Raw genomic sequence first — 16,054 nt, forward strand, 5'->3', positions numbered from 1 at the left:
GGAAGCCTATCGAACGGTGGGTGATTAAGCGTACGTAAACGGGGAGGAGACGCTAAGGTGTCTGAAACGTGTTTGACACCCAAAAAGAAGTCATGTTTCGAGATAATTTCTCTCCCTAATGGGGTAACTCTAATCAGTAAAAACTATCACATGAACATAAAGATAATACTTACAATATTGCTAATGAAAAGGATAACATTAATGTTAGCATTAAGGCTAACGCATAGGATATTGTTGAGTTCGTAAGCTTCCAACTGGAGATTCTTTAGAAGTTCCTGTAGGTAGCTCCTATTAGCTTTAGACGTGAGATCCAGGAAAGGGTCTATCTTGTAGCAGTTCCCGCTCCATCTCAACAAGGGCGTTGAATCTATCCGATGCAGTGGTTCATCTCCGTATCAACACATACGGTTCGACATTCCGGACAGATCGGTTCAGTTCCACAACCGCCATCGGCGTGTTCATAGCACTCATTAGGAACACCGGTTGATCCATCACTAAAACGGTCCATATATGTTCCGTCCAATTGCATTTGAAAGTACACGTTAGGAGCATTTGGGTCTCCAAGGTCACCACCACATACCAGGACATGACTAATTTCGCACTCGTTTGGGCAGATCCACGAAGCTTTTGTTTGATGTGTATTTAATTGGGGCATAATTTACCTCCTGCAGGTTCTTTAGAATCGCTGTAGGGCGCTTCTATGGGGTTTATTTAATCGGATATTCTAGAGCATTTGCCGCCATCGAGTTGAACGAAATTGCTCAGCGATAGCGGCTGCCGTATCATGTTTAGGTTTGGAGGTTTACGGAAGGCTTCGGCAACGGCTCTGCTGGGATTATTCGGTCGCTGTCGGAGGCCTACAGCAAATTAAGTTAATTCACTCGTAATCAAGAGTATGTCAGCTTGATCTCGGTTGAATTCTTCAATTATTTCTCTTTCACTTACCATCTCAATTACACCGTTGTTCTTTCCACGAGCAAACTTTACCAACGCAGAATCGCGACTTATTTCTTCAACGACTATTTCAGAATCGGAATCGGCTACATATGTGTCATAAACTTGAATGGCCTCTTCTTTAATATCTGCCTTGATCAATGCGTAATATGGATCGTGAATTTCGAAATATCTCATTTTAATTAGCTCCTTTGTTTTTGTTTTGCGGCATAGGCTCCATCGAGTCGAACGAATATGCTCAGCGATAGCGGCTGCCGTATCATGTTTAGGTTTGGAGGATTATCCCTACTTGAGAGGGGTCCCTAGGGCATTAATATTCGTACGAAATGACAATAAAAGGTTCACCTTTCCATTTCCTATCTACGATTTCTCCAACGGTGATCTTCTGTTTCATGTCTTCGTCGGACCACACAGAATCAGATTTATCAACAATCTCAACATCGTCATATGCGTATAAGTCTCCGTCCTCTATGCCAGTCGTTTCTTTGTACCATTCAAATGCTTCATCAAGAGAATAAGCAGCCACTGCATCGCATTCACAAATTCGGTATACAAAGACTTTTTCAGTGTTCATTCGTTATCTCTCCTTTTCAAATAGCCAAGATTGATGGCGCGCTGCTGAATTGCCTGCATATCCTGTTCGGAATACCTCCAATGAGAGCAATAGAGGCCGCCATATCCGTTCTTGTGGTTCGCGTCGTCATCACCATTAATAAAATCCCGAAAGTCGCACACGAGGCCCCACAGTGTTCCTCCATGCGAGAAATGATAATGTCTATCCGGCATAGACACGTCCATTAGAAGGTGCGTCCCCGTATAGTCATCTGTCAACCACAGCCTACCCCCTGCCCAATGGAACGCAGCATATCGGTCGTGCTTACTGGAATATAGGAACCGTCGTCCTCTACTGCCGATCTCCCGAATAAGGGAATTTACGATATCGATTCTGTCCTGGCCTGGGAATGGCTTCTCGTTTTTACCCGGGGTTGATTGTCCGAGTTTGCGAACCTTCACGATCTTCACATAGTCACCAAATTTCATATCCGGATCACATTCGCTGAATGATAGGAATGCATCATATTTGGCAGCGCCTGCGGACTTGGCAGTCTTTAGGACCGAATAATCTGGGTAATCCTCAAAATAATCAGGGTATGAAATTTCATATAAGTTCAAAGCTTCCATCCGTTTTTTCTCCTTATATGGGGTATGGGGGTTAAGCATATTCCTTTTCGATAATCTCGTAATACCAGATTTCTGCAGGTCTTGATCAAAACCGATTGGATTTGTAATTCCTACGTCTTGTTAGGATCTTCGGAGTTGCTCAGGTTCAGCAGATCTTCTCTTGTACCAATTTGGCCACGTTTAACACAAAACTCAAGTTCAGCACTCATTTCTGTGAGGTCTCTCTCAGGGAGAAAGCCAAGATCATCAAGAACCTGGCATAACTCATCATTTGACATTAACACATGGTTAAGAACTTCTATTGCGGTTTGCAGCACCCATAGGGCACTCTTTTCTTGTGCATTCAACTGTATCATAGGTTCCTCCTGTAGGTCCCTTAGAAGCGCTGTAGAGCACTCCCAGGGGGATTAATTGGATTTTCTCTACTAAAGATAAGAATTTATCAGTACATACGACTCGCATCATCTACTCTAAAAGAATCTTTAATGAAGAAATCTTCGACACCGTCAGCCTTTTCAGCTGCTTCAGCTAGTGAAACTTGTTCCCACCAAGCTTCTGCTTGTGCATTAGCTTCTGCTTTGCTGAATGCTTTGACCTTAATTGTCCGGGTAACTCTAAACTCTATGTCCACGTAATACTCCATGTCATGCCAGAAGCGTTCTTCGTCGTTAATATACTCCTCTGTAAGCCAGCCAGCTTCACGCATTTTTAGATCCGTAAAGTTATCTATAGCATCGAGATAGCCTGCTGGGTCGCCGAGTTCAGGGATGCCTTTACCGTAATCAAAGTCAGGACCTTGATACTTGTCTTCGAATTCCTTAGCCCATGACATGATATGTTTACTTACTTCGAGACTGGGGACATCCAGATCCGATTTTAGAAATTGTCCTTCACGAATAAGGGCACCAATAAACATACCCATTTCAGCGATGTTTTCTTGTACCAGTGCGTCACGTTGTTCTTGCGTAAGTCTCTCTTTACCATGAGTCAAAATAGTCATATAATTACCTCCGTTGTTGTATCTATGATAAGATCGTTTGTCATACTTTCCTCGTTGAGGATATCTTCGATTAGATCATCTTTTTGAAGATAGAATTTACCTACGTTTGGAAGCGGGTGGTCTGTAGAGAATCCCTGTACTACCATATGGCCTGTACCCCGGCTTTGCTCTATGGCAACCTTATAGTCGTCATACACGCAGTAATAGCCTTTGTCATTGGTGTGTAGTGACCATACAGGTATAATCTTGATAGGTGCTTCAAGCCATAGGTTATCTTCCCAATTCCAGCCACAACGTTTATTTAACGTCTCGACGTCTCCCGTCTCCGCATAAATGCGGTGAACGTATGCCTCATTCCCGCATAGTTCGGATATGATGATAAATTCCCCTTGATCCACCAAATGAAATTTGCTGTTTTCATGGAGTGCTTCAATTAAAGGTTTGAATACGGACCATGTACCTTTTGTAAAACCCATGTATAAACCTCCTCTCTTCACTATGCTATTGTTTCGCCATAAGCCGCTTCATAAGGCCGTACACCGTAGTGAGCAGCCTGAGCAGGGCTTAATCGTCATTAGATTCAATGTACCTGGTGGTTTCAGGTGTAAGACCGTCAGGACCTCGATCTCCGATCACGATTGTGTAGGAATGTCCTCCATTACTTTCGCGCCAAATTAAGGGGTGATCTTCACACTCTGTATGAAGCATAACTGTTTTAAATACACCCTTTCCTGTATGTGCCTCAGCCCACCATCCATTTCCACCACCGTTTGTGTGAATGACCTCTTTATCACAGCAGAAACAAGGAACAGCCGCATTTTCTGGATCAACTTCAGTGGGTAGAGCGTATTTGTCAATGTTCTTTAAACGAGATTCAAAGTCTACCACTTGTTTTTCTGTAGCACTTTGTACACGTTGAAGTTCTGTTTTAACCATAATGAGGACCTCCTCATAGAAATTTGGATAATAATGTTTGTGACCCCTACATCGATGATTGTTTTTCTTCAACTCGTTAATCGGCGGGAACCGCTTCAGTCGCTTTTTTCTGACCTACTGCGCAGCTCACGTATCTGTTCGGTTAGCTCGTCTTTGAGCTCCAGTACCATGCCTTATTGAAGCGATTACAACATGTTCGGCGGGGAGGGGGGATTGTCGGCTCGGGGCAACGTCTATAATAGCGACGATCTTCTCGTTTTCGTACGCAGACAGATGGATCTTCAAATGATCTGTATTAATTTTAGAGCTCAGAAATGGATAAATTGTCTTACCTAAATAAAAAAAATACCGGCGGGTTTATCCCGCCAGTCCGTTTTTGTGTGATTTCCAATAGCCATTCAGCAACCCTTTAATCGCAATTCGTAAGGAAAGCGTCCGAGAGGTTAAGATTCGTCATACTCGTGTAAGTTTAAAAGTTCAATGACCTGCATTCGATAGTGCTTTGCTTTTCGTCTACCTCGGATCATATCGGACAAGCGAGCCTGCGGTATGTCATTTTGTTCGCAGAACGTTTTTTGATCGACTTCGAGCTCAGCCAGGCGTCGTTTGATTGCCCAGCCAAAAGGGGTGATTTGACTTTTTTTCACGAAAGGGACCAACTCCTGTTCTTCCAAATTGACTTGCTCTCCGGAAGCTGTCGAGCAGCAAATTCATTCAATCGCTGTCGATCTTGGCTCTACAATTAACATTAGCTTTTCGTACTCTAAAATTTGTTCCCAGGTAAGCCATTCAGGTTTATCATTTTCCTCGAAACTATTGTGTAGTGCCTTCATATTTTCAATATGTTTTCCTTCATCTAGTGACCAAAGTACATTGCTATTTCTGTTACCGAAATTCAAATAGTATTCACAATCACGTTGGAATCTGCCTAGCATCATATAGCGAAATTTCGCATCTGATTTCAATATATCCTTCACTGAGAAGTCCTCCGTTAATATATTTTCATAAAGATGTAACGTATTTAAGCGGAGCCAGGTTATACTTTCTTTTTCTGGCTAGGAAAACAACTCTTCCTTACATTCTTCGAGATTGCCATTACGATACGTGTATGTGTAGGTCACCTCGAACATTTTTTCGGATACCGGTGCAGCGTGAGTCATATCAATTCCTCCTGTTTTATTAGATTTGATTTAAGGAGCAGCTGCTCCAGAGTATGTTCACTATAAGCTGTGATGTTTTGCTACGCTCTAGGGGCTATTGTGGGCATTAGGCACCGAATCCAGGACCCGCCGTAGCGGGCCGAGTGTTCGGTGTCTAAGACATTAGGAAGAGGGCAGACTGGATTCCTTTTGCTCAATCGCCTCAGCAACTGCTTTGGAGATTTCCTCTTCTACAAGTTTGTCGCAGCTGACATGTATCTTTTCTCCTGTTTCAGTGTCTTCCACATAAATCTCAACAACTGCATCAATCCTCTCGATGCTTCCCCACTCGATGAATCCGTCTTCATCAATCTTCATGTTTTGAATAGCATCTACAGCTGCTGTTAACTTATATCGATTCCAGTCAATATTGCTCACAAAAATACACTCCTCATGGTTTTATTAGTTGCCTGAAACATTGACAAACACCTACATAAGCATGACCTCCCTTCAGGGTGTTGGCTGGGGGGCCCAGCATAGGGCACACTTGTTTATGTCGGTTTCGCGCGACGGCTTGCGTCGTTTCAACCTGATACCAGCAGACTATCATCAGGCGGGTAAGGCCCATACAAGTGATCCGTTTTGAAGTTTTTCGCCAAACTTATCGAGCTGGTATTTTTGACTTTTTGCGACTTGCTCCAAGTGCCGGATGTAAGCAATCATGCAATCATGTTCAAATTCTTCATTTGTGGCTCCTACAAAATCAAGCAGCTCTTTTTTCGTCCATACGTGCCAATCGATAGCCAAATTTTCGTCATGGTTACGTTCCTTATAGGACTGTTTTTCCATGATGGCTTGCTGCAGGCCGTCTGGCGCCTCGAAGGCTCTTTCAGCCACTTGCCAGACCAAGTTCTTGTACTTTTCTTCGCAGTTTTTCCAATCATGTGATGTTCTCATTTTCATTTCTCCTTTTAGTATTAGTTGGTTTCCCGCGAGGCCTTGCGCCGTTTCGGCACTTTACCAATCTGCCATCATGGAGCGGGTTATTAGTTGCCTATAAACTGCCGCCGAAATGACGATCCCTAAGCACCCAAATGGCATGACTTCCCTTCAGGTTGTTAGCTGGTGGGCCCGTCTTAGGGCTCGCTTATTTTAATTAAGGGTGGTTTCAGGAGTTTTCATGGCCATCATGCTGATCTTCTGCAGCTTTTTGCGGATTGGCCAACTCGCCATAAAGTAAAGCGGCGTATACCAGACGTCTGGGCCGTCTAAATCCGATTCGGTCGCAGGATTACGTAGCGAATCGCCTATGATTACGTATCCGCCACAGCCGAGAAGGGAGAGCTGTACATAGCACATAAGCGCCGCTGTACGGTCGATGTCTTGCGCGGTAAAGAGAATGCTTTGTTGGAAGTTGATGCCGCGAGAGCGGGCTTCGTTGGCGAAGGCGATGAGTGTTGCGCCGGCGCCGCAGGCGGGATCGTTTACATTTACAACGCCTTTTTCGGTAATCATCTGTGCGAAATCGTTAGCAAACTGCATTTGCGCCATCAGCAGACATATGTTATATGGGGTGAAAAATTGTCCGCGCCAATGATTGCTTAGCTCTAGCCTCATGAACAGATCTCCGAGAAAATCTTGCTCAGGTTTCTGTTCAAAAGCATTTACGATCTCGGCGTAGAGCATTGGAAAGATTCCTTGCTCGCTCGCATTATACTTAGCGATTATGCTTAAATAGCTCGCTTCGCGGGCATTTTTATGCCGGCGATCAAAGACGTTTGAGATCGAACACGCTGCTAACTCGATAAAATCGCTCCATACCTGCCAAGCTCTGTGTCGGTGCGTGAGCGTATTAAATAGGTCTATAAAGCGTTTTTGTGCCGGGGTGAGACCGGTCATGTTGTTTCCCACTATGTCATCCTCCTTGATGTTTATCAGTAGGTTAGTGAACGTAGAAAGACCATGTTTATCCGTTATGGAATGTAGGACTACGACCACGTTCGCTTTTTTTTACATACTGAATGCCATTTGACCTTCTTCGACCGGCTTGTACCGCTCCAGCGTAAGTACCTTTCCGGCTCCGATGCACAGTTCAGGCAGATTTGATTGAACGAGTGCTTTGGAAAAAGGTGGTGGTACCGCATTGCCGCATCGGGCCACTTGTGCGCTCTTGGAATACTTCCTACCTTCGGAATCCACATCGATCGTATAATTCTCGGGGAAGCCCTGAGCTGCAAACAGTTCGTGTGGCTCAAGCATACGCATTCCGATATCAACGATTTGATAGTCGACACCATCAATTGTGACCGTTCCGAGTGTATCTTTCGGATTGTTTTTGTCATCTTCATAATATTGCTGTAGGAAGGAGCGGACTTCGCCGATGTGGGTCCCGCCTGCAGTAATTGTAGGTATCGGTTCTGTAACCGGCTGGCCGTCCATACAGGTGCCTCTGAACTTGATCAGATGACTTGTGACCAAAGCGCTCTTACCGCCACCACCGGCGGTTATCGTGCCAATCGGAGCGTTTGCCGAGCTCCCGATAGATTCACCGAAGTGGCGAGCAATATGTGCCGTAACGACCTTTTCATTGTCGGTAGCGGGTACTGCCGACCGTAGATCTTCGCCATCAGTATTTGGTCTGCTGCCGCTATGCTTAGCGAGGAAAGCCGTTACCATCCCCAGTGCATGAGCGGCGCCGGCTGGACGAGCTGCTCCTGCCCCGCTGGTAATGGTGTGAAGGGGTTTGTCGATCGCGTGGCCAACGGCGCCCCCACGGAACTTAGTGATGTGTGGCATTGCGAGCACAGCTTCGGCGACGGCAAATTTGTTGCCCGCTGCCGTAATCGTGCCGACCGGTTTATTTAGGTCCAGCACGCGTGGGGCTTGTCCGTCCCGTTCCGTGTAACCCATCTGAATGAGCGTCGGGCTGACTAACATATGATTCTCACCTCTCGTAGAGGTCCGAAAATGGCTATTAGACGATCTGGCGGGGTGCCCCGTGGTGGATACACCCAATACCGGAGTAACGAGAAGGTGTTCAGCCTTGGTTGTGACTGTCGTGAGCGGGTCTTCTAGCTCGTATTGCAGCCGGTCCCCTCCGAACCCGGACTGTCCGATCCGTGCGATGTACGGGGTGACGACGCTCCATCCATTTTTTGCTGTTACCGTCTGCATAGGCTGATTCATTTCCTGTCCACGGAATTGTTCGCCTGTATGATTAACTTTCATAACAAAAGGGTGGGGGTTGTTCTTGACGTAGCGATCTATCCCGCGAGCAATCCGGCGCTTTGTATTTTCAGCCAGCTCTTTTTTGCGGCCAAAAATAGATTTGCAGGGGATGGACCAGTCAATGATTTCTGCTGCGGTACGCCACGGCGCGAGCTCTCCGCGTTGTACCTCTGGGCTGTCAGGCGCTCCATGGGTTGGTTTTGGCCATACAATTGGACGACCGTCGCGGCGAGCAACCATAAACAGTCGCTTGCGGCTTGTCGGAGCGCCGTAGTCGCATGCGCGTAATTCACGCCACTCGACATCGTACCCTTGTCGTTTTAAAGCGTTTACAAAGGAATTGAAAGTGAACCCTTTTCGTTTAGGGTCAGGGTAGTAGACTCTTAGTTCGTGAGGAACTATTTCACCTGGTTCCGAAACGACTAATTCGTATTTCTTTGGATTTGTCGAATTGGGAACTTTCTTCATTAATCTGCCAGTTTTTTCATCCCGCTCTGGAATTACAGGCCCCCAGGTTTTGAATTCTTCGACATTCTCCAACATGATTACGCGGGGACGGACGGTGGCTGCCCATCGAACCGCGACCCAGGCGAGCCCTCGGATATGTTTTTTGACAGGTGTTGCACCTTTAGCTTTTGAAAAGTGTTTGCAATCCGGTGAGAGCCAAACTAAGCCTACTGGTCGGCCAGCCGCCGCCTCACGTGGGTCGACGTCCCATACCGATTCGCAGTAAGTTTTTGCTCTTGGGTGATTTACCCGGTACATCGAGATCGCATCCGGATCATGATTAATGGCTACTTCTGGACTTTCCCCAGTGGCAAGTTCAATACCAGTGCCGGCACCACCTCCGCCAGCAAAGTTGTCTACGATAATTTCCTTCATAGGTATCCTCCATTTCACGAGCACCGGGTGATTTCCGTCAGCTACGTATCAATTTTTTATTTGGTCAATATACCGAGCGGCCGCATAACGACGCTTTTGTTCGGCATAATGGTTCGTACGTTGTTGGTTATATCAGGCATTCATTTCGTGTTATGTATTGGTCGCGTTGGGCGACGTGTTCTGATCACGGTTTTCCAGGAAACGCAAAAAAATAAACCGGGATGCAGGTTTGCATGCCGGTTTATGAGAATAATGACTCAAGATTAATAGGAGAGGGGTTCTTTTACGGAATGACGTTTCAACCAATCGGCTAACTGGTGGAGCCCAATTTTTTTCGTTGCTACGGCGATCGTGGTTTCGTATAAATCGTCGTCTGTGACTTGGAGGTGGTAGCCGTTGATTTCGAGGAAGATTTTAGCGCTCAAATAACCGGTACGCTTGTTACCATCACAAAATAATTGGTGAGTCGCGAATGCTTCCATATACACAGCTGCCTTCAAAAAAAAGCCGGGATAATATTCTTTGTCACCGAAACCCTGAAAGGGTTTTTCCGCAACAAAGGCTATTAATCCCGGCTCATTCATTCCTGGAAGCCCGTTATAAAGTTCTAGAGCAGTATCATGGATATCAATGATATCCTCGTAAGTCAGTCGTTCAATCAATTTTTGGAAAGCCTCCTAAGAGCCTCATCGTTTTCCAGACAGGCTTTCTTAGTCATCGAACGGATCATTTGGCTGCGATCGAACTTCTTTCTTTTGTCGCTGCTCATTTCTTCTTTTCGTACAGCGTTCATGTTCTGTTCCTCCTTATCCTTCTCCGTGACAAACACCTCCGATTCATAAAAGAATCGTATCAGTGTGCCCGCTTTTTATCAAGTTAAACCCCGTATAAAGATAGACCACAACAGGGTATCAATCCTATCGTGTTATTTATTGGTCGCGTATAGCGACTCGCTTGAGTTTTTTCTGCTTACTCAGATGATCTCTCAAGGATCTGTTTTGACTGAATGAAGAAATGAAGTGCAGTATGATTAGCGATATGATTCAACAAATATCGATTACTTCGTCATAAGAAATATTAAATACTAAAAAAATGTGTAATTTATGCATTACAGAATATGAATATTGATCGTATGGTATACGGTAGTTTAACTATGAATCATTTTGTGTGTCATTAATTTATTAAAATTTAGGGATAAGATTGCAAAATACATTCGGAGGGGAATAAGCTGCGATTCGTAATTTATCTTAATTCAGTATATGTTTGAACGTTCTAGAGAGATCCATACAGAAATGGAAATGGCTTCAGGTTACAATGATTCATCATCAGCGCTGACTTTATTATCTTCCCAGAAGGGTGTACCTCTAAACAACAAGCTTGTGACAAAACTACTGACATTCTCCTTAAAAACTTTCCGCATTATCACTATCTCCCTTGAATAAACTACTTTAGCCCTACAACGATAATGGTTCGATAGAATCACTGAAAATTATAAACAAAATTAAACCTTGAATACAATTCGAAATTAAATTCATTGTGTACACAACACATTATAATACGTTTTTTGAAAGTATCCAAGACATTTATATAATTTCGCAAAAATGTTTTGAATAATAATTAGCTTTAGTTCACTAAGACTTTAATGCCCTAAGACCTATTTTTTGAAACTGCTCTTTGCAAACCAAAAAAAGAACCGATCACGAAGAGTCGTGATCGGTTCTCGAAAACGGAAGGGTCGAAGCTTTATCCGATTGATCAAACCAGTGGTTTTGCTTTATGACGGGTTTGAATTCAGGGTAAGTGTGAATGAGTTTACTTCGTGGATATCGATGTGATTCATCACTAGAAAAGCATTTCTATCTTCACCTGGTATGGAGACGATGATTTCATCGTCCGGAACATTTTTGAGCGATGACTGGGCAGCACGGATATCGGATGCTGTTGCATAGTCATTGTGTTCTTCAAACAATTGATAAACGTTGAACTGACCGTCTGTTTCAGTTTTTGTCACGATGAATGTGTTCCCCTTTTTGTTGCCTTTTTGAATCTGTGGGTAAGAAATGGTTTGCATATAATATTTTTTCTCCTTCTGGCGTTAGCCGAGTGTACTCGCCAATATGGCGTGTCATAGTGGTGTTTTACTTTTTAAAATCTGGTTAATAACATGACGGGTTTGAATATTATGTATCGTAAAAAAGAATAGGGTGAAACGCAAGTGCTTTGTAACTGTTCTGGTTGGAAAAATTGCTTTAAACGGTCAACTGGTGAGAGATGATTTCGTTTAAGCCATAGCTGCTGCAGCATAACTCGTTTTAACGGTGAACAGCTCGTCATTGTGGATAAGTTAAACGAGTGTAGCCAGGGGAATGTGGACGTATTAATAACATCAAGCTTCTCAAGTGTGACTTTAGAAAATCGAAGAAACTTCAAATTGCTAATAGGTCGCGGAAAGTCCGTGACTTTTTCGGAAGGAAAAAAAACTGTCGCTTTCTCTTAAGATCGCTCAGTCAGACTTATATCTAAAGCTGTATCGTTTGAGATTGGATCATGGTTTAGTTTTGCGAGCGTTGGTCGTAGATATTTAAGGAGTTGTTTTAAAGTAATTCTTAAAGAAGTACTTCTTTGTGTTAAATTTTTAAACCCCCCTAGTTAAAAATTTTAACCAAACAAATGGAAGTCATCATTATGTTAAAAAAATTAACGAAATGTTTTCTGTGGATAACCCCGTGTTAAAATTTTTAACCAAACGGATTTTCTTATGTTAAAAATTTTAACGAAGGCTTATGTTAAAAATTTTAACCAAGTAAAAGTTATACACATTTTTGTTATGTTAAAATTTTTAACCAAACAAAAAATGAAGTTCGTAATGAATGAAGGTACAAAAAAAAGCGGGAGAATTTCTCCCGCTTTTGTTAAGAAAAGATTTGATCTGCTGTTTTCATTAAGATGGGACGTTCCAGACCAGAGTACTGCGTGACAGTATACGATATTAAATCCATATAATTTCGGTCGAGCCAGTCTCTCACTACATCGTGAGTGGCCACGATAATGATCTTACCTTCTCGAATTAGAAGGTAGGTTTCACCGAACCATGTTTGAAAAGATGGTAATGTTATTTTGGTTTTTATGAAAGAGCATGATTCTTCCCACAGGCGGGTTTCTTCAACCGTCCGGGATGATTTGGCCTCTTTACTTTTTCTTTCGATGTGTTCTTTTATTCCAGATCCAATTACAAGCGAGTGGGGTTTACGTTCGAAACCCTGATTCTCAATTACTGTAGTCGGGGAAACGTCCGGAAGACTTTCTTCGAGTTCAATGTCATAAGATTCGCTCAATCTTAAGATGTACTCATTGTGACTTTCCCGAATTGAATCGGGTAACTGGGCAACTAAGTCCTCGCTGAGCAATGGTATACTTGCTCGGACTTTGACTCTTGTAGCATCATTCATTCCGGTTTTCTTTTTGTTTTCAGCCCAAAATCGCATGACAAAGCCATATGATTCCAATACATCTAGGTACTTCGAAAGCGTCTGCCGGCTGATCCCCATATTTTCGGCCATGTTATCGATGGACCGGAATGGCATGTCATTGTTGATGCACATACGATGGTAATTGATGTATACCATCGTAGCTTGAAAACCTAGAATGGGCTGCCAGTAATCAAGCATGTAATTTTCGATAATCGTTTTATTACCGGATCGTGCGATTAAAGATTTACCGAACCCTTCAAGACTAAATGCAGCAACCTCGTTCGCGGTGAAGTAGACTTTTTTGTTTATTCTTACGTGGTCCTCAATGGTTTGTTCGTCTCGGGTTCTCTTACGTGGCACCTTTTCTGCAGTCGCTACATAACGAAAATAGGTGACCATTTCACTGCTGTGTTGTTTCACGGTAAAGCCCTCCCCAAATTGACAAAAGGGTGATTTATCCGCTATACTTACCCATAACTATGATCAGAATTGTTAGACTCCTTTCCTTCGGATTTAGTCGTCTTAAAGGTTAGCGAGTATAGCGATTGACATCACCGGAGTCACTCCCTAATGCGACAGGGGGTGGCTCTTTTCTTTCTTCATCATATTACCATAATTTCTAATATTTGCGAACGCAAGTTATAATACTAAAGTCTTGACAACAATGCAAAAGCCTTAAATTTAATAGGCCACAATCCCTATTTTATGTTTATCGGAAACAGATTGAGATTTTGTTAAACATTTCTAATTGTCAAATGAACAGGTTTTTTGTTGGATTGATGAAGAAAAAAAGCCCGTACGGAGGTTCCGTATGGGCTTCTTTGTGTACAAGGACTAGGAACCAAGTTCTCCATTTTCGTATTGATCAAGACACTGGCTGCAAATAAAACCTGAATCCTCTTCGAGATCATCACATTCGCAGATGCCGCATGCCTGCATTGTCACTGTCTTTCCTCCTTCTCATTGGGATTTTTACATGTACATTACTGTTTAGGTAATATACTGCAAATGTTTGATTGGTGCGGATCAATTATCGCACCGAGTTTCAATTAAAACTAATATAATTGTTTAACAAATGATTGAATGTACAGTGTTTTTGATGAATAATATATTGCGATTTCAAATATTTTCGTTATACTTAGATATAGATAGTGATCGATTGGCAATGGATCAGATCCCACCTAAAAACGTGAAAAGGGTGAATAAATTTGACGGAACTGACAAAAGAGGCGACATACACCGAGCAGGATTATTTAAGAGAGACTCGTGCGCATATTGCTAATGTTCAACAATATATGCAGGCGTTTGCTGAAATACTGAACATGCGATCTGTCATCCATGATATGTCCAAGCTTGAAGAACCTGAAAAAAGTATTCTGCACCAGAACACGGCTGAGTATAAAAAACTGAAGATTGGTAGCCCGGAGTATGAAGCCCATCTAAGAAAAGAAAAAGTAAAGGTTGCTCTCGATCACCATTACCAGATGAATTCTCATCATCCGCAGCATTACAAGAATGGTGTAGCTGGAATGGATCTCATGGACATCGTTGAAATGTTCTGTGACTGGATGGTAGCGTGTAGGGAACATGGGAACGGGAATATGGTTCATTCCATTTTGGAGAACAAGAAACGTTTTAATTACACGGATGAATTAACTCAAATTTTGATTAATACGGCAGATCGTTTTGGTACATATGTTGCAAGGTGAAAAGGGGATATGAATAACGGAAATAAACACACGCAGAGATGGATGGGCGTGTGTTTTTAATTGATTCAGCTTATTGGTTAATCACAAAAAGCAATAATATATATGTAGCAAAATTAACATTTCATACGAAGACATAATGCAACAGCATACGACAATATATATAAGCGCACATGAAATGTGTACAAAATAATGTAAAACAAACGAATATTATAAGATAATTTAAATTCACATCATAAAATATGTGATTACATACAACATAAAATACACATTCGATATGCAATACTTGCATAGGCGGAAGTATCGTGGTACAATATTCCTGCAACCAATAAGAGTCTTTATAAGACATATATTGGATATCGAACTGATTTTTACATATCTAAAGGAGAGGCGAATATGAACGTGAACTTCACCTCTGCTTCTACTTGGAGCGAGCATTTTGCGAGAAACAAAAGTGTGATTCATAATGGCTGATCCGATTTCGATTGATTTGCGACAACAAGACGCGAGGCGATTTGAAGCGAAAGATGGACGTTATTTTTTGGATGGTTGGGAAGTTACTGCTGAAGAAGCCATTGCTGCATTGGCCCTATGCGTACAAAATCTTGGAGATAGGGTCCAGCTTCAGGATGGCATAGCTTGCGGAAACGGGTATGCAGATAGCCTGTTAATTGAGTGGCTCCTGAAAAAAAGTGGTGTAACGTGCTACCAGATTAGTAAGCTATCCAAAATTGGTGAATCTACACTTTCCCGTATAACAAGTGGGGAGACGTCAATGCACTCCATTCGCTTTGGAACGGCCATCAAGTTGACGGAGTATGCCAGAAAAATTCAAGTTGAACGAATGAGTTCTAGTATTCCGATTTCTAAGAAAGGAAGAGATTTAAATGAATGATAAGCGCAAACGTATTTCGTTTTGGGAATCAGAATCTAAAGAAATTAGAGATTGGTGTAAAGCTCAGGCAAATTTGGGGACAAGCCTCGATCTTATTATTCAAGATGCGCTCCAAACCTATGGAGAGGGCGATGTAATCAAAGCTCATCTCAACCAACGTATGAAGGAAATGCAGTCCCAGGGTTCACGTAACGTTCCTTCACAACAGGCAGCACCCACGTCAGCAGCTCTTCCGACATCATCGCCTTCACGGCCATCAAATCCGGAATCTCATCAACTGCCTTATAACACTGAGTCGACAGGAAATATGGTGCGTCAGGAATCAAACTTCGAACTAAAAGATCAGAGAATTTCCTCTGAGGCGGAGCGGATGGGGGACATGATCCAGCGCGATGCGACAGCAGGAGGTAGAGAGCAAGGAGAGTCTTCTGATTCGATCGGAATTGGTGATATGATCCGCCGCGATGCGTTAGCAGGAACAAAGGAGCAGGGGGAGCATTCTGACTCGATCGGAATCGGTGATATGATTCGTCGCGATGCGAGAAGCACGTCATCACCGTCTCATAATCACGCTGGCGAAAGACAAGACTCCACTTCAGCGAACGACAACCTTAGTATTTTTCTTGGAGATTCGGGTAGTCGTTTGGACAGATAAGATTTCT

20 protein-coding genes are annotated in these 16,054 nt (G+C 43.1%); 3 read left to right on the forward strand and 17 right to left on the reverse strand.

Features of this window, described 5'->3' with window-relative positions; all coding sequences use genetic code 11:
- Positions 1-867: 867 nt before the first annotated feature.
- From ACPV3A_RS14585 to ACPV3A_RS14665, 17 genes are all read right to left on the reverse strand, one after another.
- On the reverse strand, positions 868-1,131 hold the full coding sequence (locus ACPV3A_RS14585) for a hypothetical protein (protein WP_426200062.1): 264 nt from the start codon (positions 1,129-1,131) through the stop codon (positions 868-870).
- A 133-nt stretch (positions 1,132-1,264) separates the two neighbouring features.
- Positions 1,265-1,528, reverse strand: a complete 264-nt coding sequence (locus ACPV3A_RS14590) for a hypothetical protein (protein WP_426200063.1) — start codon at positions 1,526-1,528, stop codon at positions 1,265-1,267.
- Positions 1,525-2,136, reverse strand: coding sequence for a hypothetical protein (locus tag ACPV3A_RS14595; protein WP_426200064.1), 612 nt, complete (start codon positions 2,134-2,136; stop codon positions 1,525-1,527). The genes ACPV3A_RS14590 and ACPV3A_RS14595 overlap by 4 nt, the downstream gene beginning before the upstream one ends.
- Positions 2,137-2,246: 110 nt before the next feature.
- Complete coding sequence (locus ACPV3A_RS14600; protein WP_426200065.1) at positions 2,247-2,492, reverse strand: hypothetical protein; 246 nt, start codon at positions 2,490-2,492, stop codon at positions 2,247-2,249.
- An 86-nt stretch (positions 2,493-2,578) separates the two neighbouring features.
- On the reverse strand, positions 2,579-3,136 hold the full coding sequence (locus ACPV3A_RS14605; protein WP_426200066.1) for a hypothetical protein: 558 nt from the start codon (positions 3,134-3,136) through the stop codon (positions 2,579-2,581).
- Positions 3,133-3,612: a hypothetical protein gene (locus tag ACPV3A_RS14610; RefSeq protein ID WP_426200067.1), complete on the reverse strand. Its 480-nt coding sequence runs from the start codon at positions 3,610-3,612 to the stop codon at positions 3,133-3,135. Before ACPV3A_RS14610 ends, ACPV3A_RS14605 begins: the two co-directional genes overlap by 4 nt.
- 88 nt (positions 3,613-3,700) lie before the next feature.
- Positions 3,701-4,072 carry a hypothetical protein gene (locus ACPV3A_RS14615; RefSeq protein WP_426200068.1) on the reverse strand — a complete coding sequence of 124 codons (372 nt, stop codon included), beginning with the start codon at positions 4,070-4,072 and terminating at the stop codon, positions 3,701-3,703.
- Between the two features lie 443 nt (positions 4,073-4,515).
- Positions 4,516-4,719 carry an XRE family transcriptional regulator gene (locus ACPV3A_RS14620; RefSeq protein WP_426200069.1) on the reverse strand — a complete coding sequence of 68 codons (204 nt, stop codon included), beginning with the start codon at positions 4,717-4,719 and terminating at the stop codon, positions 4,516-4,518.
- A 63-nt stretch (positions 4,720-4,782) separates the two neighbouring features.
- Positions 4,783-5,049, reverse strand: a complete 267-nt coding sequence (locus ACPV3A_RS14625; protein ID WP_426200070.1) for an LPD11 domain-containing protein — start codon at positions 5,047-5,049, stop codon at positions 4,783-4,785.
- A 345-nt stretch (positions 5,050-5,394) separates the two neighbouring features.
- Positions 5,395-5,649, reverse strand: coding sequence for a hypothetical protein (locus tag ACPV3A_RS14630; protein ID WP_426200071.1), 255 nt, complete (start codon positions 5,647-5,649; stop codon positions 5,395-5,397).
- Positions 5,650-5,820: 171 nt separating this feature from the next.
- Complete coding sequence (locus ACPV3A_RS14635) at positions 5,821-6,168, reverse strand: hypothetical protein (RefSeq protein WP_426200072.1); 348 nt, start codon at positions 6,166-6,168, stop codon at positions 5,821-5,823.
- A 195-nt stretch (positions 6,169-6,363) separates the two neighbouring features.
- On the reverse strand, positions 6,364-7,122 hold the full coding sequence (locus ACPV3A_RS14640; RefSeq protein WP_426200073.1) for an N-6 DNA methylase: 759 nt from the start codon (positions 7,120-7,122) through the stop codon (positions 6,364-6,366).
- Between the two features lie 99 nt (positions 7,123-7,221).
- Positions 7,222-9,321, reverse strand: coding sequence for a DNA cytosine methyltransferase (locus ACPV3A_RS14645; protein WP_426200074.1), 2,100 nt, complete (start codon positions 9,319-9,321; stop codon positions 7,222-7,224).
- Positions 9,322-9,584: 263 nt separating this feature from the next.
- Entirely contained in the window at positions 9,585-9,983 is a 399-nt protein-coding gene (locus ACPV3A_RS14650; protein WP_426200075.1) for a type II toxin-antitoxin system death-on-curing family toxin, read from the reverse strand.
- Entirely contained in the window at positions 9,980-10,114 is a 135-nt protein-coding gene (locus ACPV3A_RS14655; protein WP_426200076.1) for a hypothetical protein, read from the reverse strand. Before ACPV3A_RS14655 ends, ACPV3A_RS14650 begins: the two co-directional genes overlap by 4 nt.
- 981 nt (positions 10,115-11,095) lie before the next feature.
- On the reverse strand, positions 11,096-11,392 hold the full coding sequence (locus ACPV3A_RS14660; RefSeq protein WP_426200077.1) for a hypothetical protein: 297 nt from the start codon (positions 11,390-11,392) through the stop codon (positions 11,096-11,098).
- An 841-nt stretch (positions 11,393-12,233) separates the two neighbouring features.
- A complete protein-coding gene (locus ACPV3A_RS14665; protein ID WP_426200078.1) occupies positions 12,234-13,211 on the reverse strand; it encodes a DnaA N-terminal domain-containing protein in 978 nt (325 codons plus the stop codon).
- A 788-nt stretch (positions 13,212-13,999) separates the two neighbouring features.
- On the opposite strand from ACPV3A_RS14665, the gene ACPV3A_RS14670 reads away from it, so the two are divergent.
- From ACPV3A_RS14670 to ACPV3A_RS14680, 3 genes are all read left to right on the forward strand, one after another.
- Entirely contained in the window at positions 14,000-14,500 is a 501-nt protein-coding gene (locus ACPV3A_RS14670; protein WP_426200079.1) for a DUF5662 family protein, read from the forward strand.
- Between the two features lie 463 nt (positions 14,501-14,963).
- Positions 14,964-15,392 carry a hypothetical protein gene (locus tag ACPV3A_RS14675; protein WP_426200080.1) on the forward strand — a complete coding sequence of 143 codons (429 nt, stop codon included), beginning with the start codon at positions 14,964-14,966 and terminating at the stop codon, positions 15,390-15,392.
- Positions 15,385-16,047 carry a hypothetical protein gene (locus tag ACPV3A_RS14680; RefSeq protein ID WP_426200081.1) on the forward strand — a complete coding sequence of 221 codons (663 nt, stop codon included), beginning with the start codon at positions 15,385-15,387 and terminating at the stop codon, positions 16,045-16,047. The genes ACPV3A_RS14675 and ACPV3A_RS14680 overlap by 8 nt, the downstream gene beginning before the upstream one ends.
- Positions 16,048-16,054 lie beyond the last annotated feature (7 nt).

Origin of the sequence: Paenibacillus sp. Dod16, from assembly GCF_049893405.1 — a bacterium.
Lineage (GTDB): Bacteria > Bacillota > Bacilli > Paenibacillales > Paenibacillaceae > Paenibacillus_AQ.

Bases quoted from the DNA above. Each gene is read 5' to 3' on its own strand.
- ACPV3A_RS14585 (WP_426200062.1), bottom strand. From the start codon at position 1,131: ATGAGATATTTCGAAATTCACGATCCATATTACGCATTGATCAAGGCA.
- ACPV3A_RS14590 (WP_426200063.1), bottom strand. From the start codon at position 1,528: ATGAACACTGAAAAAGTCTTTGTATACCGAATTTGTGAATGCGATGCA.
- ACPV3A_RS14595 (WP_426200064.1), bottom strand. From the start codon at position 2,136: ATGGAAGCTTTGAACTTATATGAAATTTCATACCCTGATTATTTTGAG.
- ACPV3A_RS14600 (WP_426200065.1), bottom strand. From the start codon at position 2,492: ATGATACAGTTGAATGCACAAGAAAAGAGTGCCCTATGGGTGCTGCAA.
- ACPV3A_RS14605 (WP_426200066.1), bottom strand. From the start codon at position 3,136: ATGACTATTTTGACTCATGGTAAAGAGAGACTTACGCAAGAACAACGT.
- ACPV3A_RS14610 (WP_426200067.1), bottom strand. From the start codon at position 3,612: ATGGGTTTTACAAAAGGTACATGGTCCGTATTCAAACCTTTAATTGAA.
- ACPV3A_RS14615 (WP_426200068.1), bottom strand. From the start codon at position 4,072: ATGGTTAAAACAGAACTTCAACGTGTACAAAGTGCTACAGAAAAACAA.
- ACPV3A_RS14635 (WP_426200072.1), bottom strand. From the start codon at position 6,168: ATGAGAACATCACATGATTGGAAAAACTGCGAAGAAAAGTACAAGAAC.
- ACPV3A_RS14645 (WP_426200074.1), bottom strand. From the start codon at position 9,321: ATGAAGGAAATTATCGTAGACAACTTTGCTGGCGGAGGTGGTGCCGGC.
- ACPV3A_RS14655 (WP_426200076.1), bottom strand. From the start codon at position 10,114: ATGAACGCTGTACGAAAAGAAGAAATGAGCAGCGACAAAAGAAAGAAG.
- ACPV3A_RS14660 (WP_426200077.1), bottom strand. From the start codon at position 11,392: ATGCAAACCATTTCTTACCCACAGATTCAAAAAGGCAACAAAAAGGGG.
- ACPV3A_RS14675 (WP_426200080.1), top strand. From the start codon at position 14,964: ATGGCTGATCCGATTTCGATTGATTTGCGACAACAAGACGCGAGGCGA.
- ACPV3A_RS14680 (WP_426200081.1), top strand. From the start codon at position 15,385: ATGAATGATAAGCGCAAACGTATTTCGTTTTGGGAATCAGAATCTAAA.